Here is a 25,512-nt window from a genome sequence, read left to right as displayed (position 1 = left end):
ACAGTCAACCCGTCGGGAAGCGCACGCCGGTGAGATCCTCGGAGACCGACCAGATCCGTGCCGCCGCCGCCCCGTCTGCCACGTTCGGGTACGGCGGCTGCTCGGCGGGCCGGCCACGCAGCTGTCGGAAGCCGTTGGGACCGTAGAACTTCCCTCCGCCGGCGTCGGGACTGGTCGCCGCGTGGAGCGCGGGCAGCATCCCCGTCTCCGCGGTGCCCAGCACCCCGAGCCGGGCGAGGGTGCGGATCACGCGCACCGAGAGGCCGTCACTCTCGCGGCCCAGTTCCGGCTGCGCGGCGAGCAGATTGGTGGCTGCCACCCCCGGGTGGGCGACGTTGCTGCTGATTCCCCACCCGCCCGCTCGGCTGCGACGGTCGAGTTCCATGCCGAACAGCGACACCGCGATCTTCGACGACGAGTAGGACTTGCCCGTCGAATAGTCGCGCTCCCACTGCAGGTCCTCCCAGTGAACGCCGTGTTGCGCGGCGGCGACGCTGGATTGGGTGGTCACCCGGGCGGCCCCCCGGCGCAGCAGTGGCAGGATCCGGCCCACCAGGGCGAAGTGACCGAGGTGATTCGTCGCGAACTGCACCTCGAATCCGTCCACCGTCCCGCGTCGTTGCGGCGGCGTCATGACCCCGGCGTTGTTCACCAGGATGTGAATGGGACGGTCCTCGGCGAGCAGTGACTCGGCCAGGTCGCCCACCGACTGCAGCGAGGACAGATCAAGTGGGCGGGTCGACACGGCGGCGGTGGGAACCGCCCGTCTGATCGCCGCCACCGCCTCCGCGCCCTTGGCGTGGTTGCGGACCGGCATGACGACCTCCGCGCCGGCCTGGGCAAGTCGGCGGGCCAGGTGCAGTCCAAGCCCGTCGCTGGCCCCGGTGACGACGGCCAGCCGCCCGGACAGGTTCGGTACGTCTACTTCGTCTGGGCTCATGCCCTCATTCGACATGTCGCGGGGGGCGACAGCCAGGGTCAGAAGATCCGTGGCTAAGCACCCAGGTGCCGACTGTAGGATCCGTGGTTCGCAAGGGGCGGTTTGCGGAGGGGTGCGGGTGCCGGATTGGGCGTTGCAGCGGCGGCGGGCGTTGAACGCGTCGCCGGTCGCGGGGAGAGAAGTGCGGGCGGGCGCGTCGGATCCCGAGATCGACATGGCCGACGCGCCGGTTTTGCGTGCCCTTTTGCGGATCTCCCACGCCGTGCTGCGGGCCAACTACTTCGACGAGGCCCTGGAGGTCATCGCCGAGCAAGCGCAGGTGGCGCTCGGCGCGGCGTCGGTATCCATCAGCCGATGGGAGCCCGACACCGACGTTCGCACGCTGATCAACGTCGGCGGACTGGGCCCCGGCGAGAAGCGGTGGCCGGAAGCCGAGATCTACGACGTGAGCGAGGACGGCCCGGTCATGTCGCTGCTGCGGCACGGTCAGCCCTACGTGTTCTCCCTCGACGACGAGGCCGCCAACCCCACCGAGGCGGCGTGGCTGCGCAGCATCGGCAAGCAGAGCGAACTCGCGGTACCGATCATGTACGAGGACGTCATGTGGGGCGAGCTGTGGGCGTCCGGCGTCGACGGACGCCGATTCGGTCCGGACGACGTCCAGCTGCTGCAGGCCATCGCCGCGCACGCCGCGGTGGCGATCGGTCGCTCGGAGTTGTTCAGCACGGTGTGGCGATTCGCGCACCAGGATCCCCTGACCGGGCTGGCCAACCGGCGCGAGCTCGAGCGGCTGTTCGACGACGTGGACTGGACGACGACGCCCGCTGCGCTGCTGGTTGGTGACCTCGACGGGTTCAAGACCGTCAACGACCGGGACGGCCATCCCGCTGGCGATGCGTTGCTTCGCGAGGTCGGCGCGGTTCTCGGCGAGGTCGCGTCGTCGACGAGCGACGCCACGGCGGTGCGCCTGGGCGGTGACGAGTTCTGCGTCCTGATGCCGAACTGCACGTTGGAGGCGGCCGAACGTGTCGCCAGTGAGACCAGCCATCGCGTCCGACGGATTCTGGGCACCGACGTCACCCTCAGCTGGGGTGCGACAGTCTCTGGGCCGCATACCGTTTCGGGGCAGGATCTGCTGTGCGCCGCCGACGCCGCGCTGCTCGACGCCAAGCGGCTGGGGCCGGGACGCTTCAACGTCGGGGTGGACCGCCCCGCGGTGGCCAGTCCGAGTCGACGCACCACCCAGTCCGACGGCGTGGGGGCCGCGATCGACCTACTGGTTCCCCGGGTGCTGTCGATCCTTGACGAGCACGCACCGCTTGAGGTCGTCGCCGCACTGGAAGTCCTTGCGATGCAAGTACACAACACCGTCGACGCGGCCGCCTGGGCGATATCGGACACCACGGTTGACGGCGGAACGATCCGCACCATCCGTGGCGTCGACAGCGTGCTCGACGAGTACTCCGGCTTGGCGAAGTTACGCAAGATCGACGCCGGCACCGCCTACGCGGTGGCCGACTACCCGTGGACGGCCCAGGTGATCGCGTCCCCCGGTGCGGCGTTCATCGCGGAGGTGGGACGGCCGGATTGTGATCCGGCGGAGTCGGCCCTGCTGACCGAACTGGGTTATCACGCGGTGCTGGCCGTCGGGGTCCGATCGGCCGACCGCGGTTACCTGTTGGAGATCTTCTCCAGGCCTGGGCACGAGCTGGACGCCGTTGCCCCCCACGTTCGGGTGCTGGCCAATTACTGTGCCACGACCTGCAATTAGCCGGTGGTGGGGCGATGTGTGGGACGGGTCAAGCCGCCCGGCGCGGGCCGGGCTGCCGGTCCGCGCCGAGCGGCCGCCGCCGTCATGATCTCCTGATACCGCGTCACCAGTTGCTCCCGGGTCAGCCCGAATTCGGCAAGCACCTCGTCGGCAGGCGGTCCGCCGTAGGGCGCCCAGTTGCGCATGAAGGTGACGATGTCGTGCGCGAAGCGATCCGCGATGAAACCGTTGGGCACGTCAGGACCCACCCTTCTTCTTGTTGTAGATGTCGAAGCCGACCGCTGCGAGAAGGACCAGGCCCTTGATGACCTGCTGCACGTCGCTGCCGATGCCGATGAGCGACATGCCGTTGTTGAGCACGCCGAGGACGAAGCCACCGATGATGGCGCCGAGCACCGTTCCGACGCCGCCGCTGGCCGACGCGCCGCCGATGAACGCCGCGGCGATGGCCTCCAGTTCCATGCCGATGCCTGCCTGCGGAGTGGCGGAATTCAGCCGCGCCGCGAACAGCAGACCGGCCAGGGCCGACAACAGACCCATGTTGACGAACACCAGGAACGTGACGCGCTTGTTCTTGACGCCGGACAGCCGGGCGGCCGCCTCGTTGCCGCCGACCGCGTAGACCTGGCGGCCGAAGACGGTGCTGCGCATGACGAATGCGTAGATGACGAAGGCGACGGCCAGGATGATGCCGACCACGGGAACGCCGCGGTAACTGGCCAGCAGCAGGGTGAAGGCGGCCAGGGCGGCGACGATGGCCGCGCACTTGAACACGAACCAGCCCAGCGGCGACACGTCGAAGCCGTAGCGGGACTGCGTCCTGCGCTGCCGCACCTGCTGCCAGACGGCCGCCGCCATGACGAACAGGCCGAGGATCACCGTCGGCCAGTGGTAGAGCCCGCCGCCGCCGCCGATCTCCGGCAGGAAGCCGCTGCTGACCTGGCTGAAGCTGCGGGGGAACGGCGCGATGGACTGCCCCTCCAGCAGATACTGCGTGGCACCGCGGAACACCAGCATGCCCGCCAGGGTCACGATGAACGACGGGATGCCGACGTAGGCGATCCAAAAGCCTTGCCACGCACCGATGACCGCACCGAGGAGCAGGCACAGCAGGACCGCGAGCGGCCATGGCATGTCGTTCTTGATCATCAGCACCGCCGACATCGCCCCGACGAAGCCGGCGATCGAGCCGACGGACAGGTCGATGTGACCGGAGATGATGACGATGACCATCCCGATCGCGAGGATCAGGATGTAGCCGTTCTGCTGCACGATGTTGGTGACGTTCAACGGCTTGAGCAGGATGCCACTGGTCCAGACCTGGAACAGGATGACGATCACCGCGAGCGCGGCCACCATGCCGTACTGCCGGAAGTTGCCCTGCAGCACCGCGCGCAACCGTTGACCCGGCGACGCGGGCGGCGTCGACGGCGGGGGCGCGCTCGAGGCGGTGCTCACCGTGGGGGTGGTGGTCATCTAGCTGCGTCCCTTCATCATGTATCGCATCAAGGTCTCCTGCTTGGCATCCGCGCGGGCGACCTCACCGGTCAGCCGGCCCTCGTTGAGGGTGTAGATGCGGTCGCACAGACCGATCAGTTCGGGTAGTTCCGACGAGATGACGATCACCGCCTTACCTTGAGCGGCAAGGGAATTGATGATCGTGTAGATCTCGTACTTGGCGCCGACGTCGATCCCGCGGGTCGGCTCGTCGAGGATCAGCACGTCGGGATCGGCGTATATCCACTTGCTCAGCACCACCTTCTGCTGATTGCCGCCCGAGAGGTTTCCCGTCGTGGCCCGTACCGACGTGGCCTTGATGTGCATGTCCTTGCGGAACCGCTCGGCGACCACCGTCTCCTCGTGCTCGTTGATGACCGACGCCCGACTGACCTTGGCCAGCGAGGCCAGCGTCACGCTGCGCGCGATGTCGTCCATCAGGTTGAGCCCGTAGTGCTTGCGGTCCTCGGTGGCGTAGGCGATCCGGTGGGCGATGGCTTCCGGCACCGTCCGCGTGCGGATCTCCTTGCCGTCCTTGAACACCTTGCCGCCGGCCTTCTTGCCGTAGCTGCGACCGAACACGCTCATGGCCAGCTCGGTGCGGCCCGCGCCCATCAGTCCGGCCAGCCCGACGACCTCGCCGCGACGGACGTTGATGGACACCCCGTCGACCACCTTGCGCTGTTGGTCCAACGGGTGGAAGACGGTCCAGTCCTCGATCGCGAAGGTGACCTCGCCGATCGGGTGATCCGCACGCTCCGGGAAGCGGTCGGTCATGTCGCGGCCGACCATGCCGCGGATGACGTGCTCCTCGGTGAGCTCCTCCCCGACGGCGAGGGTCTCGATGGTGTGGCCGTCGCGCAGGATCGTGATGTTGTCGGCGACGCGCATCACCTCGCCCAGCTTGTGCGAGATGATGATGCACGTCAGGCCCTGGTCGCGCAGTTCGACGATGAGGTCCAGCAGATGCCTGCTGTCCTCGTCGTTGAGCGCGGCCGTGGGCTCGTCGAGGATGAGCAGCTTCACCTTCTTGGACAAGGCCTTTGCGATCTCGACCAGCTGCTGCTTGCCGACGCCGATGTCCGCGATCCGGGTGCGGGGGCTCTCGGCCAGCCCCACGCGGGCGAGCAGCCGAGCGGCGTCGGTCATGGTTTCGTGCCAGCTGATCACCCCGGCGGAGGCGTGCTCGTTGCCGAGGAAGATGTTCTCCGCAATGGACAGCACGGGAACCAGCGCCAGTTCCTGATGGATGATGCCGATGCCACGTCGCTCGCTGGACCTGATGTCCTTGAAGTCGCCCGGCTGACCGTCGAAGACGATCTCGCCGTCGTAGCTGCCGTGCGGGTAGATCCCGCTCAGCACCTTCATCAGCGTCGACTTCCCGGCACCGTTCTCACCGCAGATCGCGTGGATCTCGCCGGTGCGCACGACGAGGTTGACCTCGCTGAGCGCCGTGACCCCCGCGAAACGCTTGGTGATGCCCCGCATTTCGAGGAGCGGAGCGGTGTCGGCGACCGTCACGCCAGCTGTCCGGCGGTGTAGTACCCGGAGTCGACGAGCACCTTCTGGTAATTGGTCTTGTCGACGCTTACCGGCTGCAGCAGGAACGAGGGCACGACCTTCACGCCGTTGTCGTAGGTGGTGGTGTCGTTGACCTCGGGCTTGCCGCCGGTGAGAAGCGAATCAGCCATCTGCACAGCGGCTTTCGCCAGCTCGCGGGTGTCCTTGAACACCGTCTGCGTCTGCTCGCCGGCGATGATCGACTTCACCGACGCCAGCTCGGCGTCCTGCCCGGTGACGATGGGCAGCGGGTTGGTCGGCGTGCCGTAGCCCGCGCTCTTCAGCGCCGAGATGATGCCCAGCGACATGCCGTCGTACGGCGAGAGGACCGCGTCGACCCGGCCACTCGTGTAGGCCTTGCTCAGCAGGTTGTCCATCCGCGACTGCGCCAGCCCGCCGTCCCAGCGCAGCGTGGCCACCTGGTCGAAGGAGGTCTGGCCGCTCTTGACGACGAGCTTGCCGCTGTCGATGTAGGGCTGCAGCACGCTCATCGCGCCCTTGAAGAAGAACGTCGCGTTGTTGTCGTCGGGGGACCCGGCGAACAGCTCGATGTTGAACGGGCCCTTGCCCTGTGCGAGGCCCAGCTTGTCGGCGATGTAGCTGGCCTGCAGGACGCCGACCTTGAAGTTGTCGAAGGTCGCGTAGTAGTTGACGTTCTCGGTGCCGCGGATCAGCCGGTCGTAGCTGACGACCGGGATCTTCGCGTCGGCGGCGCGTTGCAGGGTGTCGGTCAGCGACGAGCTGTCGATGGGCGCGATCACCAGCACCTTGACGCCCTTGGTGATCATGTTCTCGATTTGCGAGACCTGGTTCTGCACCACGTCGTCGCCGTATTGCAGGTCGGTGTCGTAGCCGAGCTTCTTGAACTGCTCGGCCATGTTGTTGCCGTCGGCGACCCAACGCTCGGACGACTTGGTCGGCATGGCGATGCCCACCGTGCCCGACCTCTGGCCGCCGCTGGCCGCCGGCTGATCCGTGGTGGTCGACCGACCACAACCCGACAGCGTGGCCACTACCGCCACCACGAGGGCCAAAGCCCCCAGTATCCGAACGATGCCCTTGCGCATGAAATCCTCCCGACTGAGTGGGTTCGCACCGCGGTCTCACAGGCCGGGGCGGGCGCCCATGTGAGCGCTAACATATGGATCTTGTGACGCCGCTCACGTCTTTGTCAAGCCCGGCCACCGCCGAATGTGAGCGCTTACAAATCGTTGACAGCGTTTGAATGTGAGCGTTAACATCCTGTCGGTGTAACGCCGGTCACATTCACCTACCGCCCTCCGCGGCTCTTGGAACACACGCTGGCAACGCATCCAGTTCGGCATCCAAATCATCAAAGGAGATGTTGTGAAGAGAGTCCTCACCGCGGTGCTCGGCATCGCGACGGCCGGCGTTCTCGCAGCGTGCGGCAGTGGCCCGGCGCCGTCCAGCGGATCCGGCGGCGGCGCAGGGGGAGGCCAGATCACCATGGGCTTCTCTCAGGTCGGCGCGGAAAGTGGCTGGCGCACGGCGAACACGACGTCCATTCAGGACGCAGCCAAGGCCGCGGACGTGAACCTGAAGTTCTCCGACGCCAACGGCGAGCAGGAGAACCAAATCTCGGCGATCCGCTCGTTCGTCCAGCAGCGTGTCAGCGTGATCGCCTTCAGCCCGGTGGTGCGCACCGGCTGGGACGCCGTCCTGCTCGAGGCCAAGAACGCCGGCATCCCCGTCATCCTCACCGACCGCGCCGTCGACACCCAGGAGAAGGACGTCTACAAGACCTTCCTCGGCGCCGACTTCGTTCAAGAAGGCAAGTGGGCCGGTGAGTGGACGGTGAAGAACTTCGCCTCGGCACCCGGTCCGGTGAACATCGTCCAGCTCGAGGGCACCACGGGTTCGGACCCCGCGCTCGAGCGCAGCACCGGGTTCTCCGACGCCATCAAGGCCAACCCGAATCTCAAGGTGATCGCCTCGCAGACCGGCGACTTCACCCGCTCCGGCGGCAAGCAGGTCATGGAGGCGTTCCTCAAGGCCAACCCGAAGATCGACATGGTCTTCGCGCAGAACGACGACATGGCCCTCGGCGCCGTCGAAGCGATCGAGGCCGCCGGGCTCAAGCCGGGACAGGACATCAAGATCGTGGCCATCGACGCCACGCACGACGGCATGCAGGCCCTGGCCGACGGCAAGATGAACTTCATCGTCGAGTGCAACCCGCTGCTCGGGCCGCAACTGATGGACATCGCGAAGAAGGTCGTGGCCGGCGAGGCGGTGCCCGCCCGCATCGTCACCCCGGACCAGACCTTCGACCAGCAGCAGGCGACGGCTGCGCTGCCCGACCGCAAGTACTAGCCGCACCACGTACAGACCGTCGACGCCGCTCGGACGCAGACCCCCCAACGCTCCGAGCGGCGTCGGCTACCACCGGAAAGGACGTGCCGATGACTTCACCTCCCGCCGGGCCCACCGCCTCCCCGGTGGTCCGCATGCAGGGCGTCACCATCGACTTCCCGGGTGTGAAGGCGCTCGACGCCGTTGACTTCCGCCTGCTTCCCGGCGAGATCCACGCGCTGATGGGGGAGAACGGGGCAGGCAAGTCGACGCTGATCAAGGTGCTGACCGGCGTCTACGACCCCGACGCGGGAACCATCACCGTGGACGGGGTCGAGCAACGGTTCGCCGGCCCGCGCCAGGCGCAGGACGCCGGCATCAGCACCGTCTACCAAGAGGTCAACCTCTGCCCCAATCTGACTGTCGCAGAGAACATTCTGCTGGGTCGTGAGCCCCGTCGACTCGGACGCATCGACCATCGCGCGATGAAGCGCCGCGCCGCGGAGCTCCTCGGCCAGCTGGATCTCACCGTCGACCCCGGGTCCACCCTCGGGGCGCATCCCATCGCCGTGCAGCAGCTCGTCGCCATCGCCAGGGCCACCGCGATCTCCGCTCGAGTGCTGATCCTCGACGAGCCGACGTCGAGCCTCGACGCCGACGAGGTCGCCGAACTGTTCCGCGTGATGCGACGACTGCGCGACGGCGGTACCGCGATTCTGTTCGTCTCCCACTTCCTCGACCAGGTGTACGCCGTGTCCGATCGAATGACGGTGCTGCGCAACGGTCGTCTGGTCGGTGAGTACAAGACGTCCGAACTGGACAGGGTGCAGCTGGTCGCCGCGATGCTCGGTCACGAGCTGGACGTGCTGGAGGAGATCGGCGATGCCGCCTCGGCCACGACCCCGTCCACCGGTGAGCCCGTTCTGAGTGCGCGCGGACTCGGCCGCAAGCCCAAGTTGGCGCCCGTCGACCTCGACGTCCATCGCGGTGAGGTGGTGGGTCTGGCGGGTCTGCTCGGATCCGGCCGAACGGAGTTGGCGCGCTTGCTGTTCGGCGCCGACCGCGCCAGCAGCGGACGGGTCTCGGTCAACGGGTCCTCGGACGCGATCCGCTCGCCACGCGCCGCCATCGCCAAGGGACTGGCCTTCTCCTCCGAGGATCGCAAGGGCGAGGGCATCATCGGTGACCTGAGCGTCCGCGAAAACCTGATCCTGGCCCTGCAGGCGCGCCGCGGCTTCGCCCGCCCGCTGTCGAAGAAGGTGAAGGACGACCTCGTCGACCGCTACATGGAGGCGCTCGACATCCGGCCGCGTAACCCCGGCATCCCGGTCAAGAATCTCAGCGGCGGCAACCAGCAGAAGGTGCTGCTCGCCCGGTGGCTCATCACCGAACCGCAGCTGTTCATCCTCGACGAACCCACCCGCGGCATCGATGTCGGCGCCAAGGCCCAGATCCAGAAGCTCGTCACCAACCTCGCCAAGGACGGCATGGGCGTGGTGTTCATCTCCGCCGAACTCGACGAGGTTGCCCGGATCAGCGACCGGATCGCCGTCCTCCGAGACGGCACGTGCGTCGCGCAGGTCGGCTCGGACCGTTCGGTCCGCGAACTCACCGCCCTCATCGCGGCCGGAGGAGAGCAATGATGAAGAGGCTCAGCGCATCTCCGCTCATTTGGCCGGCACTAGCGCTGGTCGCACTGCTGATCGTCAACGTCATCGTGACGCCGACCTTCCTCAGCATCCGCGTCCAGGACGGTCATCTCTTCGGCAGCACCGTCGACGTCCTGCGCAACGGTGCACCCACCATGCTGGTGGCACTCGGCATGACCCTCGTCATCGCTTCGCGCGGCATCGACCTGTCCGTCGGGGCGGTGGTCGCCGTCAGCGGGGCACTGGCCTGCGCGCACATCGCCGCGTCCGACGACCCGGCCGGCGCGGGAACGGTGCTGACCGCCATGGGAATCGCCCTCGGCGTCGCCGTCGGCCTCGGGCTGTGGAACGGCATGTTGGTCTCGGTGTTCGGCGTTCAGCCCATCATCGCCACGCTGGTCCTGATGACGGCGGGGCGCGGCATCGCGCTGCTGATCACCGACGGCCAGATCGTCACCGTCACCAGTGCGCCGTTCAAGATCCTGGGCTCCGGCTTCGTGTTCGGACTGCCGGTGGCGATCCTGGTCAGCCTGTCGGTGTTCGCGCTGGTGGGACTGCTGACCCGACGGACCGCGCTGGGCATGCTGCTCGAGTCGGTCGGCATCAACCCCGAGGCCAGCCGCCTCGCCGGGGTGCGGTACCGCACCATCGTCTTCGCGGTCTACGTGTTCTGCGCGCTCTGCGCCGGAATCGCCGGGCTGATGATCGCCTCCAACATCTCGGCAGCCGACGCCAACAACGCCGGACTGTGGATCGAGATGGACGCGATCCTCGCGGTGGTGATCGGAGGAACCTCGCTTCTGGGTGGACGTTTCAGCCTCACCGGCACCATCCTCGGCGCGCTCATCACCCAGACGCTGACCACCACGGTGTACACCGCGGGCATCACCCCGGAGACCACGCTGGTGTTCAAGGCGCTCGTGGTGATCGCCGTATGCCTGCTGCAGGCGCCGAAGTTCCGCGCCCTGATGTCGCGCCGGCGCAAGCGGCCCGCCGCACCCACCGGCCACGCCGAGACCGAAGAGATCGGCGGACAGCAGGTCTCGGTGCCGTCTCCGCCGACGATGGCCGCCAAGTGAGGAAGTCATGAGCGTTCAGACCGTCGGTCGACCACGGGTCGACACCGCAGAGGTCATGCGTCGGATCCGGGGTCGCTACCTCTCCCCGGTCGCGTCGCTGGTGTTGTTCGTGGTCATGTTCACCGCGGTCGTCGCACGCTACGACTTCGCCAGCCCCACCCAGGTGTTCCTGAACCTCCTGGTGGACAACGCCTATCTGATCGTGCTCGCGGTCGGCATGACCTTCGTCATCCTCACCGGCGGCATCGACCTGTCCGTCGGGTCGGTCGTCGCGCTGTCCACCGTGATCCTGGCCACCGCCCTCAAGGCCGGTTGGCCGATGCCGTTGGCGGTCGGCACGGTGCTCGTGGTCGGCCCCCTGCTCGGCGTGATGATGGGTCTGGTCATCGAGTACTTCGACGTCCAACCCTTCATCGCCACGCTCGCCGGGATGTTCCTGGCCCGCGGGCTCTGCTACGTCATCAGCGTGGACACGCTGCCGATCAAGGATCCGACGCTGCGCCAGTTCGGGCTGAACTACGTCTATCTGTACGAGGACAAGTTCATTCGCTGGACCGTCGTGGCGGCACTCGCGGTGGTCCTGATCGCGGTCTACGTGCTTCATCAGACCCGGTTCGGCCGCACGGTGTACGCGGTGGGCGGCAACCGGCAATCCGCCCAACTCATGGGACTCAACGCCTCACGGGCCAGGGTGTCGGTGTACGCGATCAGCGGGTTGTGCGCCGCCTTCGCGGGGCTGCTGCTGGGCGTGCAGAAGCTGTCGGGCTACAGCCTCAACGGCATCGGGCTCGAGCTCGACGCGATTGCCGCCGCGGTGATCGGCGGCGTGCTGTTGTCCGGCGGAGTGGGATTCGTGCTCGGCTCGCTGATCGGGGTACTGGTGCTCGGTACGATCCAGACCTTCGTCACGGCGGCTAATCTCGACTCGTACTGGACCCGAATCATGACCGGCGTGCTGCTGCTGGTGTTCGTCCTGGTTCAGCGACTACTGGTGAGGAAGCCCGGATGAGCAGCCACCCCCTGCCGCCCGCGGCGCCCAAACCCGTGATGGCCGACGTGGCACGGCTGGCCGGCGTCAGCCACCAGACCGTCTCACGGGTGATCAACGGTTCGGCCAGCATCCGGCCGACCACCAAGGCCCGTGTCGAACAGGCCATCGAGGAACTCGGCTATCGGCCCAACACCGCGGCGCGCGCACTGGTCACGCGGCGATCGGGCATCATCGGCATCGTCGGCACGAACAGCGCCCTGTACGGTCCGTCGAGCATCCAGCGATCCGTGCAAGAGGCCGCGCGCGCCGCCGGCTACTTCTCGAGCCTGGTGCCGCTGGCCGAGGTCACGGTCGAGGAACTTGCCGGGGCGCTGGATTACCTTGCGCGACAAGCGGTCGAGGCGATCGTGATGATCGCCGCCCAGGAGGACGCGCTGGCCGTCGTGCACTCGGCCGATCCGGGCCTCCCGCTGATCGTGGTCGAGGGCGACCTGTCCGGTCGGGGTCTCAGCGTGGGCGTCGACCAGATCGACGGCGCCCGCCAGGCCACCCAGCACCTCATCGACCTGGGCCACCGCGAGATCGACCACGTCCTCGGCCCGCTGAGCTACACCGAGGCCAAGGGTCGCCGCGCCGGCTACGAGGAGGCGATGCGCGGTGCCGGACTGCAGGTTCGAGAGCCGTGGGAGGGCGACTGGACTCCCGCGCGCGGTTACGAGATCGGACGCGAAATGGCCCGCCGCGGTGAGACCTCCGCGGTGTTCGTGGCCAACGACCAGATGGCGATCGGCGTGCTGCACGCCTTTGCCGAGGCGGGCCTCGTGGTGCCGAGGGACGTCAGCGTCGTCGGTTTCGACGACATCCCCGAAGCCGGGTACCTCAACCCGGCCCTGACCACGGTCCGCCAGGACTTCCAGGCGATCGGCCGCAGGGCCATCGACCTCGTCACCGCCACTCTGGACGGCTCGACCACGAACGTCCCACTGCTACCGCCCGAACTGATCGTCCGTCACAGCACGGCAACGTACGAGGAGAACCGATGATGGGCGAGAAGCCTGCCGAAAAATACACGGTGGGAGTCGACTTCGGCACCCTGTCCGGCCGCGCCGTGGTGGTGCGCGTGAGCGACGGTCACGAGCTGGCCCAGGCCGAACACGTCTACGCCCACGGCGTGGTCTCGGAGACGCTGCCCGGGCACGAGGGTCGGTTGCCACCCCAGTGGGCGCTGCAGGTCCCCGCGGACTACGTCGAGGTGTTGCGCACGGCCGTGCCCGCCGCCGTCGAGAAGGCCGGCGTCGACCCCCGCGACGTGATCGGAATCGGAACCGACTTCACAGCCTGCACCATGGTTCCGGTGCGCGCCGACGGCACGCCGCTGTGCGAGCTGCCGGAGTACGCCGACCGGCCGCACGCCTACGGGAAGCTGTGGCGTCACCATTCGCCGCAGCCGCAGGCCGACCGCATCAACGCCCTTGCCGCGCAACGTGGAGAGACCTGGCTGCCGCGCTACGGCGGGCTCATCTCGAGTGAATGGGAGTTCGCGAAGGCACTGGAGATCCTGGAGGACGACCCGCAGGTCTACGCCGCCATGGACCGCTTCGTGGAGGCGGCGGACTGGATCGTCTGGCAGCTGTGCGGGTCGTACGTCCGCAACGCGTGCACCGCCGGGTACAAGGGAATTCGCCAGGACGGTCGATACCCGTCGGCGGACTTCCTCGCCGAGCTCAACCCCGGCTTCGCCGGCTTCGTCGCCGACAAGCTCGACCAACCGATCGGCCAGCTGGGCGAGGCGGCGGGCACGCTCACCGCAGAGGCGGCACGGTGGACCGGGCTGCCCGAGGGCATCCCGGTCGCGGTGGGCAACGTCGACGCGCACGTGACGGTGGCAGCGGCCGACGCGCTCGACGACGGTCACATGGTGGCCATCATCGGAACGTCGACCTGCCATGTGATGAACTCCGACGTGCTACGCGACGTGCCCGGCATGTGCGGCGCCGTCGACGGTGGAATCCTCGAGGGCAGTTGGGGTTACGAAGCCGGCCAATCCGGGGTCGGTGACATCTTCGCCTGGTTCATCAAGAACTGCGTGCCCGAACGGTATGAGGTCGAGGCCCGCAACCGCGGCCAGTCGCTGCACGAGTACCTGACCGAACTCGCCAGCCGCCAGCGCATAGGAGAGCACGGTCTGGTGGCGCTGGACTGGCACAGCGGCAATCGGTCGGTGCTGGTCGACCACGAGCTGTCGGGCGTGATCGTCGGTCAGACGCTCGAGACCACCGCGGTCGACACGTATCGGGCGTTGTTGGAGGCCACCGCATTTGGGACCAGGATGATCGTCGAGACGTTCGTCGACTGCGGGGTTCCGGTGAGCGAGCTGGTGGTGGCCGGAGGCCTGCTCAAGAACCAGCTGATGATGCAGATCTACGCCGACGTCGTCGGGCTGCCACTGTCGACGGTGCCGTCGACGCAGGCACCGGCCCTGGGGTCGGCGATCCATGCCGCCACCGCCGCGGGCGCGTTCACCGACGTGCGTGCCGCGGCCAAACAGATGGGTAAACGAGTGCGCAACGCCTACACCCCGATTCCGGAGAACGTGGAACTCTACGATCAGCTCTATCGCGAGTACGTCAGGCTCTACGACTGGTTCGGACGAGGCAACGACATGATGCGCCGCCTGCGCCGCATCGGCTCGCTCGAGGCCGTGGGGGCGTCCCGATGACCGTCACCGCCGAGACCAACCGCGTCATCGCCCAATTGCGTCGCGAGGTCTGTGACCTCCACGCCCAGCTGACCCGCTACGACCTCGTCATCTGGACCGCTGGCAACGTCAGCGCCAGGGTGCCGGACAGCGACCTGATGGTGATCAAACCCTCTGGTGCGGAATATGATTCGATGACCGCCGACGACATGGTGGTGTGCGACCTGTACGGCAACCTCGTCGACGGCGAGCTCAACCCTTCCTCGGACACCGCGGCCCACGCCTACGTGTACCGGCACATGCCCGAGGTGGGCGGCGTCGTGCACACCCACTCCACCTACGCCACGGCGTGGGCGGCCCGCGGTGAACCGATCCCCTGCGTGCTGACGATGATCGCCGACGAGTTCGGCGGGGACGTGCCGGTCGGGCCGTTCGCCCTCATCGGAGACGACTCGATCGGCCGCGGCATCGTGGAGACGCTGCGGGACAGCAGGTCTCCGGCGGTGCTGATGCACAGCCACGGTCCGTTCACCATCGGCCGCACGGCCCGCGACGCCGTCAAGGCCGCCGTCATGGTGGAGGACGTCGCACGCACCGTGCACATCAGCCGGCAACTGGGCACCACCTCACCGATCGACGCCGCGAACGTGACCGCCCTCTACGAGCGCTACCAGAACGTCTACGGCCAGGCCGACACGTCAACCGCAACCCCTCAGGAGAACCAGCGATGATCGCGTCCCGACTCGTCACCAGCCAGGTGTGGCTGATCACGGGCAGCCAGTCCCTGTACGGGCCGGACATCCTTGATCAGGTCGCCGACCAGTCACGCCAGATCGCCGACCGTCTCGACGGCAGCTCCGAGATTCCGGTCGAGGTGCGGTGGCTTCCCGTCGTCACCACCGCCGAGGCGATCGCCCAGATCCTGAGCGAGGCCAACACCAGCGAGGAGTGCATCGGCGTGATCGCCTGGATGCACACGTTCTCGCCGGCCAAGATGTGGATCCGCGGGCTCAAGACGCTCCGCAAGCCGCTTCTGCACCTGCACACCCAGTTCGGCGTCGAATTGCCATGGCAAAGCCTCGACATGGACTTCATGAACCTCAACCAGGCCGCCCACGGCGACCGTGAGTTCGGCTACATCCAGACCCGTCTGTCGACCCCGCGCAAGACCGTGGCCGGCCACGTCAGCGACCCCAACACCCGCAGGCGGATCGGCTCCTGGGTGCGGGCGGCGCTCGGCCGCGCCGAGCTGTCGACGATGAAGGTCGCCCGCTTCGGCGACAACATGCGCGGCGTCGCCGTGACCGAGGGTGACAAGGTGGAGGCCGAAGCGCACTTCGGTGCCTCGATCAACACCTACGGCGTCAACGACCTCGTCGAATTCGTCGAACGAGTTCGCCCCGCCGACGTCGACAAACTGGTCAGGGAATACGAGGGCACCTACGCGGTCGCCGCCGAACTGCTGCCCGGCGGAGATCGGCACGCGTTCCTACGACACGGTGCCCAGATCGAACTCGGATTGCGAAAGTTTCTCCAGGACGGCGACTTTCATGCGTTCACCACCAACTTCGAGGACCTCGGCGGTCTTCGTCAGCTGCCGGGCCTGGCGGTGCAACGTCTGATGGCCGACGGTTACGGCTTTGGCGGCGAGGGCGACTGGAAGACCTCGATGATGCTGCGGACCGTGAAGGTGATGGCCGAGGGCCTGCCCGGCGGGACGTCGTTCATGGAGGACTACACCTACGACCTGACGCCGGGCCAGGAGCGCATCCTCGGCGCCCACATGCTGGAGGTGTGCCCCAGCATCGCGGCGTCGACGCCGACCCTGGAGGTGCATCCGCTGTCGATCGGCGGTCGGGAGGATCCGGTCCGGTTGCGCTTCACCGCGGCCCCGTCCGATGCGATCATCCTCGGCATCTGCGACATGGGCTCGCGATTCCGGTTGGTGGTCAACGAAGTACGCGTCGTCGAACCCACCCACGAGTTGCCGAACCTTCCGGTCGCCTGCGCGGTGTGGGAGCCGTTGCCGAACTGGTCGACCTCGGCCGAGGCGTGGTTGATGGCCGGTGCGCCGCACCACACCGTGATGTCCACGGCCGTGGACGCCGAGGCGATCGACGACTTCGCCGCCATGACCGACACCGAACTGTTGGTCATCGACGCCGCCACCACGGTGCGGGGGTTCCAGCACGAACTCAAGTGGAACGACGTGTATCACCACGTCGCCGCCGGGCTGTGAGCGGACGGACGCGATGATCGCCGCCCGCCTGCACGCCGTCGGAGACCTCCGGGTCGCCGACGAACCCCCGCCAGGGGATCCGCCGGCGGGCTGGTCGCTGCTTGCGGTCACCTCCGTGGGCATCTGCGGGTCCGACCTGCATTGGTTCACCGACGGGGGCATCGGCGAGAACCGCATCGAGCGGCCCGTCGTGCCGGGGCACGAGTTCGCGGCCGTCGCCCTCACCGGGCCACACGCGGGTCGCCGGGTGGCCGTCGACCCGGCGATCGCGTGCCGATCGTGCGAGATGTGCCGGATGGGTCACGAGAATCTCTGTCCCACCGTGCGATTCGCCGGCCACGGCACACTGGACGGCGCCATGCAGGAGCATCTCGTCTGGCCCGATCACCTGCTGTACCCACTTCCCGACGACGTCAGCGACGACGCGGGGGCGCTGCTGGAGCCACTCGGGGTCGCACTGCACGCGGTCGCGGTGAGTCATCTGCGGCCCGGCGCGGACGTCCTCGTGGTGGGTGCCGGACCGATCGGGGCACTGACCGTCCAGGTGGCGCGTCGCCAGGGTGCCGCGCGGGTGTTCGTCAGCGAACCGCTCGAGCACCGGAGGGACACTGCGTTGCGCAGTGGCGCCGACGCCGCGTTCTCCGACGAGCACGGCGCCGACGAGGTCCTCGAGGCGACCGGCGGCCGGGGCGTCGACGTCGTCCTGGAGGTCGCCGGAACGGACGCCGCGATCGCGACCGCCGTCGCGGCATCCCGGCCGGGTGGTCGCATCGCTCTGGCGGGCATCCCGTCCCAGGACGACTCGGCCTTCCCCGCGGCCGTCGCGCGGCGCAAGGGCCTGACGTTCGCAATGGTGCGGCGCATGAACGACACCTATCCCCGGGCGATCGCCATGGCCGCCGGCGGCGTCGACCTGGACCTGCTGGTCACCGAACGCCACCCGCTGAGCGAGGCCGCCAAGGCATTTGGTTCGGCCGCCGAGCGTCGGGGCGACAAGGTGATGGTGGCCGTGTCGGCGTCGAGTTGACGGCACCCGGGCGAGTCGACCCGAACGCGCTAGGCCGCTTGGACTTTCGGCTGCGGGCTGCCTGTCGGGCGCGGTCGTGTGTCACAGTGGGATGGTGAAGTACGGGCCGGGCTGGCAGCCGAAGACCGTGGACTGGACCTCGACGAGGGGTCGCATCTTGCTGGCCGCCTCCGTCCTGTTCGCCCAGCGGGGTTACTTCGGCACGTCGACGCGCGACATCGCCGAGGCGGTTCAGATCCGCCAGCCGTCGCTGTTCCACCACTTCCAGGCCAAGCACGAGGTCTTCCGCGAACTCGTCGAGTTGGATCTCGGCCCAACGATAGACCGGATGAATCAACGACTGAGCGAACAGTCGACCTGGGCCGAGAAGCTGCACCTCGCCATCGCCTGCGACGTACGGGAGATCTTGGCGCAGCCGTTCGACGCGCGCGGGCTCTACCAGGACGCCGTTCTCGCACTCGACGAATTCTCCGACGAACGAGAGGGCATCGCGCTGTTCCACGAGCAGATCGAGCGCGTCGTCGACGGTGGCTGCGAAGCCGGTGAGTTCGTGCCATTCGAGCCAAGTTTCGTCCTGCGGGCGACCAACGGCGTGTTGTTCGAGACGCTGCGGGAACAGGGTGGTCCCGGGCGCATGCGTCAGGAACGTCCCCTGCAAGCGGCGGACTTCGTCGTCCGGTCACTGCTGGTCGACCAGTCGCGATTGCCGACGATCCAGGACGTGACGCGCACCCGCTTGCGCGACGTGGGCGTGACGAACGCCCGCTGAGGCAGTCGCGGCGTCCCTCGTGACGTCGACGTAAAGGATTTCCTCTAGGGGTCGCGCTTATGCCGTCGCTGCCCTATCGTTCGATAGGCCAGCGGGTGATCGGCATCACCCTCTCGGCGTCGACCTTTGGGAGGAACCATGAAGAGAGCGCTCATTGCCGTCGTGGCGGCAGCTGCCCTGCCGCTCGTCGCCTGTTCGTCGTCGGACACCGCGGCGCCGGAGCCCAGCGGCCCGGCGAAGGTGGCGCCCCCGGCGATCCTGCAGGCCGGCACGCTGAAGATCTGCGCGCCCAACGACGGCACGCCACCCAACGTCTACCACGACGAATCGGGCGAACTCGTCGGAAGCGAGGTCGACCTCGGCAAGGCGTTGGCATCGGAGATGGGACTCAAGTCCGACTTCGTCCAGTCGTCGTTCGCCACGGTCATCCCCACCCTGCAGGCGAAGCAATGCGACGTCATCATGGCGCAGCTCTACGTCAAGCCCGAGCGCGAAAAGGTCGTCGACTTCGTGCCCTACGTCAAGTCGGGTACCGGCATCGCGGTCTCGGCGAACAAGCCCGCGGACGTGACGGGCCTCGACGACAGCCTGTGCGGCAAGAAGGTCATGGTCGCGGTCGCGACGACGGCGGAGTCGCTGGCCACCGAGCAGTCCGGGAAGTGCACTGCCGCAGGCAAGCCCGCGGTCGACCTGAACCGGAGCAACCAGGCCGACGTGTCCCTGCAGCAGCTGCAAAATGGACAGGTCGACGCCTTCATGGACACCGCCGAGACCCTCGGGTACTACGAGACCAAGACCGGCGCCAAGATCAAGACGATTGGACAACCGTTCGGCACCATCGACATTGGCGCCGCCACACGCAAGGACGACACGCAGCTTCATGACGCCATCGCGGCCGTGCTGTCGACGCTCGAGACCAACGGGACCTACGCCAAGATCCTCGGCGAGTGGGGCATGACCGACCTGAGCATCAAGAAGTAGCCCATGCAATTCGACTGGCAATTCTTCTGGAAGTCGCTGTTCACCCCCAGTGACGCGTTCCTCGAGGGACTCGGTCTCACCATCGGGATCTCCCTGGTGGCAATGATTCTGGCGATCCTGCTCGGACTGGTGATCGCGCTGATGCGACGCTCGCAATTCGCCGTGGTGCGGGGGTTCGCCAGCGGCTACATCTGGGTCATCCGCGGCACGCCGCTGCTCGTCCAACTGGTGATCATCTACACCGGTTTCGCGGCGGTCGGCATCTACCAATTCAACGACGTCTCCCTGCTGGGGTGGTCGCTGAAGGCCGCCGTCCAGGCCGCCGTCATCGGCCTGATGGTCAACGAGAGTGCCTACATCGCCGAGATCATCAGGGCCGGTTTGGATTCGGTGCCGAAGGGACAATTCGAGGCGGCCGCCTCCCTGGGGATGACACCGGGCAGGTTGATGCGCTGGATCATCGTGCCCCAGTCGCTGCGCGTGATGGTCCCGCCGCTGGGCAACTCGTTCAACGGCATGATGAAGACGACGTCGGTGCTCTCGGTGATCGGCGTCAGCGAGATGTTCCTCGTCACGCAGTCGATCAGCTCGGCGACGTTCCACACCTTCGAGATCTTCATCGTCGCGGCGATCTACTACCTTGCCCTGACCACGATTTGGACGTTCATCCAGGCCTGGATCGAGAATCGGCTGGCCCGCCAGCTCGGCATCGAGCAGCGCGTGCCCATCACGTCCCGGCTGCTCGGCGCCCGGCGCGCGGCGGCCAACGCAACTCTGCAAGCCGAGGGGGCTCGATGACCGACACCACCGCACCAATCGTCTCGGTGCGCAACGCCTGCTGCATGCTCGGCGGCAAGCGGGTCCTCAACGAGGTCAACCTCGACGTCGAGCGCGGCCAGGTCGTGGTGCTGATCGGACCGTCCGGCGCCGGAAAGACCACCCTGCTCCGCTCGATCAACCACCTCGAGGAGCTGTCGAGTGGCGAGGTGCTCGTCGGGGGCGTGTCCATCGCCCACGGCGCCCACGGCAAGAAGATCGGCACCACCGAGCTCGCCCGCCGACGGCGCGAGATCGGCTTCGTCTTCCAGCACTTCAACCTGTTTCCCCACATGACGGCGCTGGAGAACGTGTGGAACGCCCCGGTGCGGGTGCTCGGCCAGCCCAAGGACGAGGCGCGGACCAACGCGATCGCCCTCCTCGAGCGAGTGGGGTTGGCGGACAAGGCCGAATCGCGACCGAGCCAGCTCTCCGGCGGACAACAGCAGCGGGTCGCGATCGCCCGGGCGCTGGCCATGCGACCAAAGGTGATGCTGTTCGACGAACCCACCAGCGCGCTGGACGTCGAGATGGTCGGCGAGGTGCTCGAGGTAATGCGCGAACTGGCGCGCGATCACATGACCATGGTCGCGGTGACGCATGAGATGCGGTTCGCCCGGGAGGTCGCCGACCGCATCATCGTGATGGACGCCGGCCGCATCATCGAAGACGCCCCGCCGAACGAGCTGTTCACCAACCCCAAGAACGAGCGGACCAAGACCTTCTTGTCGACGATCCACTGACCGGCCGGTCTCAGCCCCGCCCCACCACCACACCAGCAGAGAGGACGTTCGCCGTGTCCGTTTCTTCAGCGTCGTCGTTCACCGGCGCCGTCGCCACCCCGCACGCCCTGGCGACCGACGCCGCGACCGACGCGTTCCGGGACGGGGGGAGCGCCGTCGACGCCGCCATCGCCGCGGCCGCCGTCCTGACCGTGGTCTACCCGCACAACGTCGCCCTCGGCGGCGATCTGATCGCCTTGGTGCGCAGCCCTGCCGGCACCGTGACGTGTGTCAACGCCTCCGGTTGGGCCGGCGCGGCCGTCGACGTCGGCGCGATGCGCGCCAACCACGGTTCCGAGTTGCCGGCCCGCGGAGCCGACACCGTCACGGTGCCCGGGGGTGTGCGTGGCTGGGAGTCGTTGCACGGCATGGGCGGTCGACTGCCGTGGCGCCGGCTGTTGCAGCCCGCCCGGCGCGCCGCCGACGCCGGCGTTCCGGTCGCCGCGTCGCTCGGCGCGCACCTCGCGGACCCCGAGAACGTCGACCTCCACGGGTCCGAGGACTTCGACCGCGTGTTCCGGCCGGGTGGGCGCCTGCTGCAGACCGGGGACGACCTTCGTCAGCCTGCGCTCGCGGCCACGTTCGCCGCGCTGGCCGACGGCGGTCCCGACGTCTTCTACCGGGGTGAGCTCGCGGCGGGCACCGTACGTTATCTGCGCTCGCGTGGTTCGGCCCTCGACGAGGCCGACTTCGCCGACTTCCGGCCCGAGATCACGGCGCCGTCGTCGGTGGAGTTCCGCGGGCTGGTGGTGTCGACGAGCCCACCAAACACCCACGGGTTCATCATGCTTCGCGCCTTGGCGGCCATCGACGAGTTTCACACGGCTGCGCCGCTGGGTGACGACCTCGCCACGTTGATGCGCGTGTTCCACCACGGCAACCGCTTGCGATCGGAGTATCTGGCCGACCCACGTCAGGCCGCGGTCGACACGACCGCCCTGGTGCACGACGATCTCAGGGCCGCGACGCCGGTCGGCGACGCCGTCGTGGCGCGGTCGGTGCCCCGCGGGGACACCGTCGGGGTCGCGACCGCCGACGGCGACGGATGGGCGGTCTCGCTGATCCAGAGCGTCTACCACGCCTTCGGGTCGGGGCTCGTCGACCCCGACACCGGCATCTTGTTTCACGACCGTGGGACCAGTTTCTCCCTGGACGCCGGCTCGCAAAACGTGCTGGCCCCCCGAAAGCGGCCGCTGCACACGCTCATGCCCGTCATCGTCACGGAGAAGGGCGATTTGCGCCACGTCCTGTCCACGATGGGTGGTCAGGGGCAGCCCCAGATCCTCACCCAGGTACTGCTGCGCATGCTCGACGGGCAGTCCGCCGCCGACGCCGTCGCGGCGCCGCGCGCCGTCGTGGGTCAGCAAGCGCTCGGCTGCACGGATGACTCCGTCGTCGTCGAGGCCGACGCCGACGACGCCGCCCAGGCGTCGTTGCGCGCGTCCAGCTTCGAGACCGTGGAGGTGCCAGGCCATTCGGAGAACCTCGGCCAGGCCAACGTGGTTCGCGCCGGCGCGGACGGCGAGCTGACCGCCGCCGCCGATCCGCGCGCCGACGGCTCGGCGGTGGTGGTGCAGTACGCCCGTCACCGGCGGACGTCGTAGGTGCAGACGCACGCGCTGGTCGACCGTCATCTGCGGCTGTGGCTGATGATGACTCTGACCGTGGTGACGGGTGCCCTGGACGCCGTCGGCTATCTGGGCCTCGACCGGGTGTTCACGGGCAACATGACCGGCAACGTGGTGATCCTCGGCATGGGCATCGCCGCCGAGGAGGGGCTACCGGTCGCCGGCCCGCTCGTCGCGCTGATGGCCTACGTGGTCGGGGCGGCGGTCGCCGGACGGCTCATCCGGCGTGGCGAACCCGGTTGGGGCCCAGCCGTCACCGCGACGCTGGTTGCCAACGCCGTGCTGCTCGGCGCGGTCGCGACGGCACTGCTGCTGATGCCCACCGACGGACAATCCTTGGGCGGAATCCTCGCGGCGGCAACGATTGCCGTCGCCATGGGCGCCCAGGCCTCGGTCGCCCGCTTCCTGGCGGTGACCGACATGACGACGGTGGTGGTGACCTCGACCATCACCTCGTACGCCAGCGAGACGCTGTTCGCCGGTGGCCTCGCCTGGTTCACCCACCGCCGGTTGTGGGCGGTCGTGGCGATCTTCGCCGGGGCGCTCGTCGGAGGCGTGATGATGAAACTTCACATCTGCGTTCCGGTGTACGTCGCGGCGATCGCCACGCTGGGGACCGCGCTGATCGGTCACCGCCTGTGGGACCGCGCGACGATCAGGGCGGCGTAACCCGAGGCGCCTCATCCCGAAACGCGGCGGTGATCTCCGCGACCCTGGGGTCGGCCCGCAACTGCTCCAGTGTCAGTGGCAACGGCAGGCGCCAGTTCGGATACTCGTCGACCGTTCCCGGCAGATTGGGCTGCCTGGGCTCACCGACCACGTCGTACGGAGAGATCAGCTTGAGCTGACTCGGGGTGGACGCGAGAAACCGGTGCAGCGCAACGATGATCGACTCCTCGTCGGGCTCGGCGTCGCCGGCCGGCAACAGCCCCCGGGCCTGCAGAAGCGCCAGCCACTCGGCGCGTTCCGCGTCGGCGTGCTCCTGCTCGCCCGCGACGTCGTCGAGCAGACCAAGGTCGGCGCGGGCGCGCACGTGCTCGCCGCGAAGGAAGCCCGCGGCGGTGGGCAGATCGTGGGTGGAGATGCTCGCTGCGGCGCGCGTCGGCCAGTTCTCCGGTGCCAGAAGCGGTTCCCCGGGGGCGTCGGTGTCCCTGGTGAACCAGGAGACGGCGCAACCCAGCATCTCGTTGTCCGCCAACGCCTCGGTGACCTCGGGCTCGACGGTACCCAGGTCCTCGCCGACGACGATGGCCCCCGCCCGATGAGCTTCCAAGGCCAGCACCGCCAGCATGACGTCGGCATCGTAGTAGACGTAGGTGCCGCGGTCGGGGCCGTCGCCCGGCGGAATCCACCACAGTCGCCACAGCCCGGCGACGTGATCGATCCGCAGCCCGTCGGCGTGCGCGAGCACGGCCCGAAGCATGTCGCGCAGCGCGGCATACCCGGTGGCGGCCAAGCGATCCGGGCGCCACGGCGGCAACCCCCAGTCCTGACCGCGTGGGGTGAAGTTGTCCGGCGGTGCACCGATGCTGACGCCGGTGGCGAGCACGTCGGCCAACGCCCAGGCGTCGGCGCCGTCGGCGTCCACCCCCACGGCGAGGTCGTGCAACACGCCGAGCGACATCCCCGCGTCGGACGCGGCGGTCCGGACGGCGCCCAGCTGCTCGGCGCACTGCCGTTGCACCCACGCATGGAAGGCCACCCGGGGTGCGAGCTCGCGGCGCGCGTCGGCGACGGCGGTTCCTCGGACGTCGCGCAGCGGTTCCGGCCAACGGCTCCAGCGGCCGCCGTGCCGTTCGGCCAATGCGCAGTACGTCGCCCAGTCGCGTAGGCCGTCCGACGCCGCCGCGTCGTCGAGTGGGTTCGGGCGCCCCCCGGAGCGCCACAGCAGCTCCAGCGCATCGCGTTTCGCGGCCCACACCAGATCGTGGTCGACGCGCGGCGTGCCCGCCGACACGCGCAGGGCGTCGACCTCGGCGCGGGTGTCCGGATCCGCGCGCCGGTAGGCGTCGACGTCGGAGATGCGAAGCGCCAGCGGGTTGGCGAACCGACGGCTCGACGGCGTGTAGGGGGAGGGCTGCACCGGATGAGTCGGGCCCGGCGCATGCAGCGGGTTGAGCAACACCGCGCCGGACCGGTGTTCGCGGGCGGTCCACTCCACGAACTCCCGGAGGTCACCGAGATCGCCGATGCCCCAGGACCGATCCGACCTCAGCGCGTACAGCTGAAGCATCCAGCCCCACGTAGGTTGCGCCCGAGGCACTTTCGGTGGGGCCGCCACCAGCGTGACCTGCTGGCCGCCGCGCGTGGTCAGTCGATACCAGCCCGGCGCCAGGTCGGCGGGCAGCTCGTCGTGCACTTCGATGCGCGTGCCGCTCTCGTCGACCAGCTCGACGGCCCCGGGAAACTCCTGCGGCCGGCCGGTCAACCGGACGGCCACCGTGGGTGCCAGCACCCCGGCGCGGTCGACCTCCTCCAAGCGGGTCAGCTCGGCGCGGATGGCGGCCTCCGAACTCGCGTCGACGTCCAGCAACGACAGCACCTTGACGACGACGTCGGCGTCGACCTCCACCGGGACGCGGCGCTCGTTGCGGTAGGACGTCGCGACACCGTGGGCCGTGGCGATCGCGCGAAGGTCCTCGGAGACGGGCTTCGGTTCGCCGGTCATGACGGACGGGTCACGACGGTCGAGGGCAGACGGCACGGGCGGCACTGTGGGGACACGGTGCTCTAGTACCCAGGAACGCGGGGCGTACACCGCGGTGCGACGGG

Annotated in this window: 22 protein-coding genes; 16 read left to right on the top strand and 6 right to left on the bottom strand. The window is 68.2% G+C overall.

The window, feature by feature from the left end:
* Positions 1-4: 4 nt before the first annotated feature.
* Positions 5-940, bottom strand: coding sequence for an SDR family oxidoreductase (locus tag H7J06_RS12760; protein WP_264039246.1), 936 nt, complete (start codon positions 938-940; stop codon positions 5-7).
* A 118-nt stretch (positions 941-1,058) separates the two neighbouring features.
* Here H7J06_RS12760 and H7J06_RS12755 point away from each other — a divergent pair, with 118 nt between their 5' ends.
* Positions 1,059-2,711, top strand: a complete 1,653-nt coding sequence (locus H7J06_RS12755; protein ID WP_264039245.1) for a diguanylate cyclase domain-containing protein — start codon at positions 1,059-1,061, stop codon at positions 2,709-2,711.
* Here the strand turns inward: H7J06_RS12755 and H7J06_RS12750 are convergent.
* Genes H7J06_RS12750 through chvE form a run of 4 tightly spaced genes read right to left on the bottom strand, consistent with a single transcriptional unit; the run spans position 2,708 to position 6,835 of the window.
* A complete protein-coding gene (locus H7J06_RS12750; protein WP_264039244.1) occupies positions 2,708-2,947 on the bottom strand; it encodes a hypothetical protein in 240 nt (79 codons plus the stop codon). The genes H7J06_RS12755 and H7J06_RS12750 overlap by 4 nt on opposite strands.
* A 1-nt stretch (position 2,948) precedes the next feature.
* Entirely contained in the window at positions 2,949-4,187 is a 1,239-nt protein-coding gene (gene mmsB, locus H7J06_RS12745; RefSeq protein ID WP_264039243.1) for a multiple monosaccharide ABC transporter permease, read from the bottom strand.
* The gene (mmsA, locus tag H7J06_RS12740) at positions 4,188-5,696 is read right to left on the bottom strand and encodes a multiple monosaccharide ABC transporter ATP-binding protein (protein ID WP_264039737.1); all 1,509 of its coding nucleotides are present in this window, start codon (positions 5,694-5,696) and stop codon (positions 4,188-4,190) included. It lies immediately after the preceding gene.
* Between the two features lie 29 nt (positions 5,697-5,725).
* A complete protein-coding gene (gene chvE / locus H7J06_RS12735; protein WP_264039242.1) occupies positions 5,726-6,835 on the bottom strand; it encodes a multiple monosaccharide ABC transporter substrate-binding protein in 1,110 nt (369 codons plus the stop codon).
* Between the two features lie 280 nt (positions 6,836-7,115).
* Between chvE and H7J06_RS12730 the strand changes: the two genes are divergently transcribed.
* The 15 genes from H7J06_RS12730 to H7J06_RS12660 all read left to right on the top strand — a co-directional run bounded on the left by H7J06_RS12730 (position 7,116) and on the right by H7J06_RS12660 (position 23,409).
* Positions 7,116-8,102 (top strand): ABC transporter substrate-binding protein, encoded by a 987-nt coding sequence (locus H7J06_RS12730; protein WP_264039240.1) that lies wholly within the window; start codon positions 7,116-7,118, stop codon positions 8,100-8,102.
* 89 nt (positions 8,103-8,191) lie between these two features.
* A complete protein-coding gene (locus tag H7J06_RS12725; protein ID WP_264039239.1) occupies positions 8,192-9,724 on the top strand; it encodes a sugar ABC transporter ATP-binding protein in 1,533 nt (510 codons plus the stop codon).
* Positions 9,724-10,809 (top strand): ABC transporter permease, encoded by a 1,086-nt coding sequence (locus H7J06_RS12720; protein ID WP_264039238.1) that lies wholly within the window; start codon positions 9,724-9,726, stop codon positions 10,807-10,809. The genes H7J06_RS12725 and H7J06_RS12720 overlap by 1 nt, the downstream gene beginning before the upstream one ends.
* Before the next feature lie 7 nt (positions 10,810-10,816).
* Positions 10,817-11,818: an ABC transporter permease subunit gene (locus H7J06_RS12715; RefSeq protein ID WP_264039237.1), complete on the top strand. Its 1,002-nt coding sequence runs from the start codon at positions 10,817-10,819 to the stop codon at positions 11,816-11,818.
* Positions 11,815-12,843, top strand: coding sequence for a LacI family DNA-binding transcriptional regulator (locus H7J06_RS12710; protein ID WP_264039236.1), 1,029 nt, complete (start codon positions 11,815-11,817; stop codon positions 12,841-12,843). Before H7J06_RS12715 ends, H7J06_RS12710 begins: the two co-directional genes overlap by 4 nt.
* On the top strand, positions 12,843-14,519 hold the full coding sequence (gene araB, locus H7J06_RS12705; RefSeq protein WP_264039736.1) for a ribulokinase: 1,677 nt from the start codon (positions 12,843-12,845) through the stop codon (positions 14,517-14,519). The genes H7J06_RS12710 and araB overlap by 1 nt, the downstream gene beginning before the upstream one ends.
* Positions 14,516-15,229, top strand: coding sequence for an L-ribulose-5-phosphate 4-epimerase (locus H7J06_RS12700; protein WP_264039235.1), 714 nt, complete (start codon positions 14,516-14,518; stop codon positions 15,227-15,229). The genes araB and H7J06_RS12700 overlap by 4 nt, the downstream gene beginning before the upstream one ends.
* The gene (araA, locus tag H7J06_RS12695) at positions 15,226-16,737 is read left to right on the top strand and encodes an L-arabinose isomerase (protein ID WP_264039234.1); all 1,512 of its coding nucleotides are present in this window, start codon (positions 15,226-15,228) and stop codon (positions 16,735-16,737) included. The genes H7J06_RS12700 and araA overlap by 4 nt, the downstream gene beginning before the upstream one ends.
* Positions 16,738-16,750: 13 nt before the next feature.
* The gene (locus tag H7J06_RS12690) at positions 16,751-17,764 is read left to right on the top strand and encodes a zinc-dependent alcohol dehydrogenase (RefSeq protein ID WP_264039232.1); all 1,014 of its coding nucleotides are present in this window, start codon (positions 16,751-16,753) and stop codon (positions 17,762-17,764) included.
* A gap of 94 nt (positions 17,765-17,858) precedes the next feature.
* On the top strand, positions 17,859-18,533 hold the full coding sequence (locus tag H7J06_RS12685; protein WP_264039231.1) for a TetR/AcrR family transcriptional regulator: 675 nt from the start codon (positions 17,859-17,861) through the stop codon (positions 18,531-18,533).
* A 138-nt stretch (positions 18,534-18,671) separates the two neighbouring features.
* Positions 18,672-19,514 carry an ABC transporter substrate-binding protein gene (locus H7J06_RS12680; RefSeq protein ID WP_264039230.1) on the top strand — a complete coding sequence of 281 codons (843 nt, stop codon included), beginning with the start codon at positions 18,672-18,674 and terminating at the stop codon, positions 19,512-19,514.
* 3 nt (positions 19,515-19,517) lie between these two features.
* On the top strand, positions 19,518-20,312 hold the full coding sequence (locus tag H7J06_RS12675) for an amino acid ABC transporter permease (protein WP_264039229.1): 795 nt from the start codon (positions 19,518-19,520) through the stop codon (positions 20,310-20,312).
* Positions 20,309-21,073 carry an amino acid ABC transporter ATP-binding protein gene (locus H7J06_RS12670; protein WP_275079347.1) on the top strand — a complete coding sequence of 255 codons (765 nt, stop codon included), beginning with the start codon at positions 20,309-20,311 and terminating at the stop codon, positions 21,071-21,073. The genes H7J06_RS12675 and H7J06_RS12670 overlap by 4 nt, the downstream gene beginning before the upstream one ends.
* 53 nt (positions 21,074-21,126) lie before the next feature.
* Positions 21,127-22,716, top strand: a complete 1,590-nt coding sequence (locus H7J06_RS12665; RefSeq protein ID WP_264039228.1) for a gamma-glutamyltransferase — start codon at positions 21,127-21,129, stop codon at positions 22,714-22,716.
* Positions 22,717-23,409, top strand: a complete 693-nt coding sequence (locus H7J06_RS12660; protein ID WP_264039227.1) for a YoaK family protein — start codon at positions 22,717-22,719, stop codon at positions 23,407-23,409.
* Here H7J06_RS12660 and malQ read toward each other — a convergent pair.
* Positions 23,396-25,408: a 4-alpha-glucanotransferase gene (malQ, locus tag H7J06_RS12655; RefSeq protein ID WP_264039734.1), complete on the bottom strand. Its 2,013-nt coding sequence runs from the start codon at positions 25,406-25,408 to the stop codon at positions 23,396-23,398. The two genes, H7J06_RS12660 and malQ, sit on opposite strands and share 14 nt — an antisense overlap.
* Positions 25,409-25,512 lie beyond the last annotated feature (104 nt).

The organism is Mycolicibacterium hodleri, from assembly GCF_025822245.1.
Lineage (GTDB): Bacteria > Actinomycetota > Actinomycetes > Mycobacteriales > Mycobacteriaceae > Mycobacterium > Mycobacterium hodleri.
Note: the sequence above shows the minus strand (reverse complement) of the source record. Positions and strands in the feature narration are given on the sequence as shown.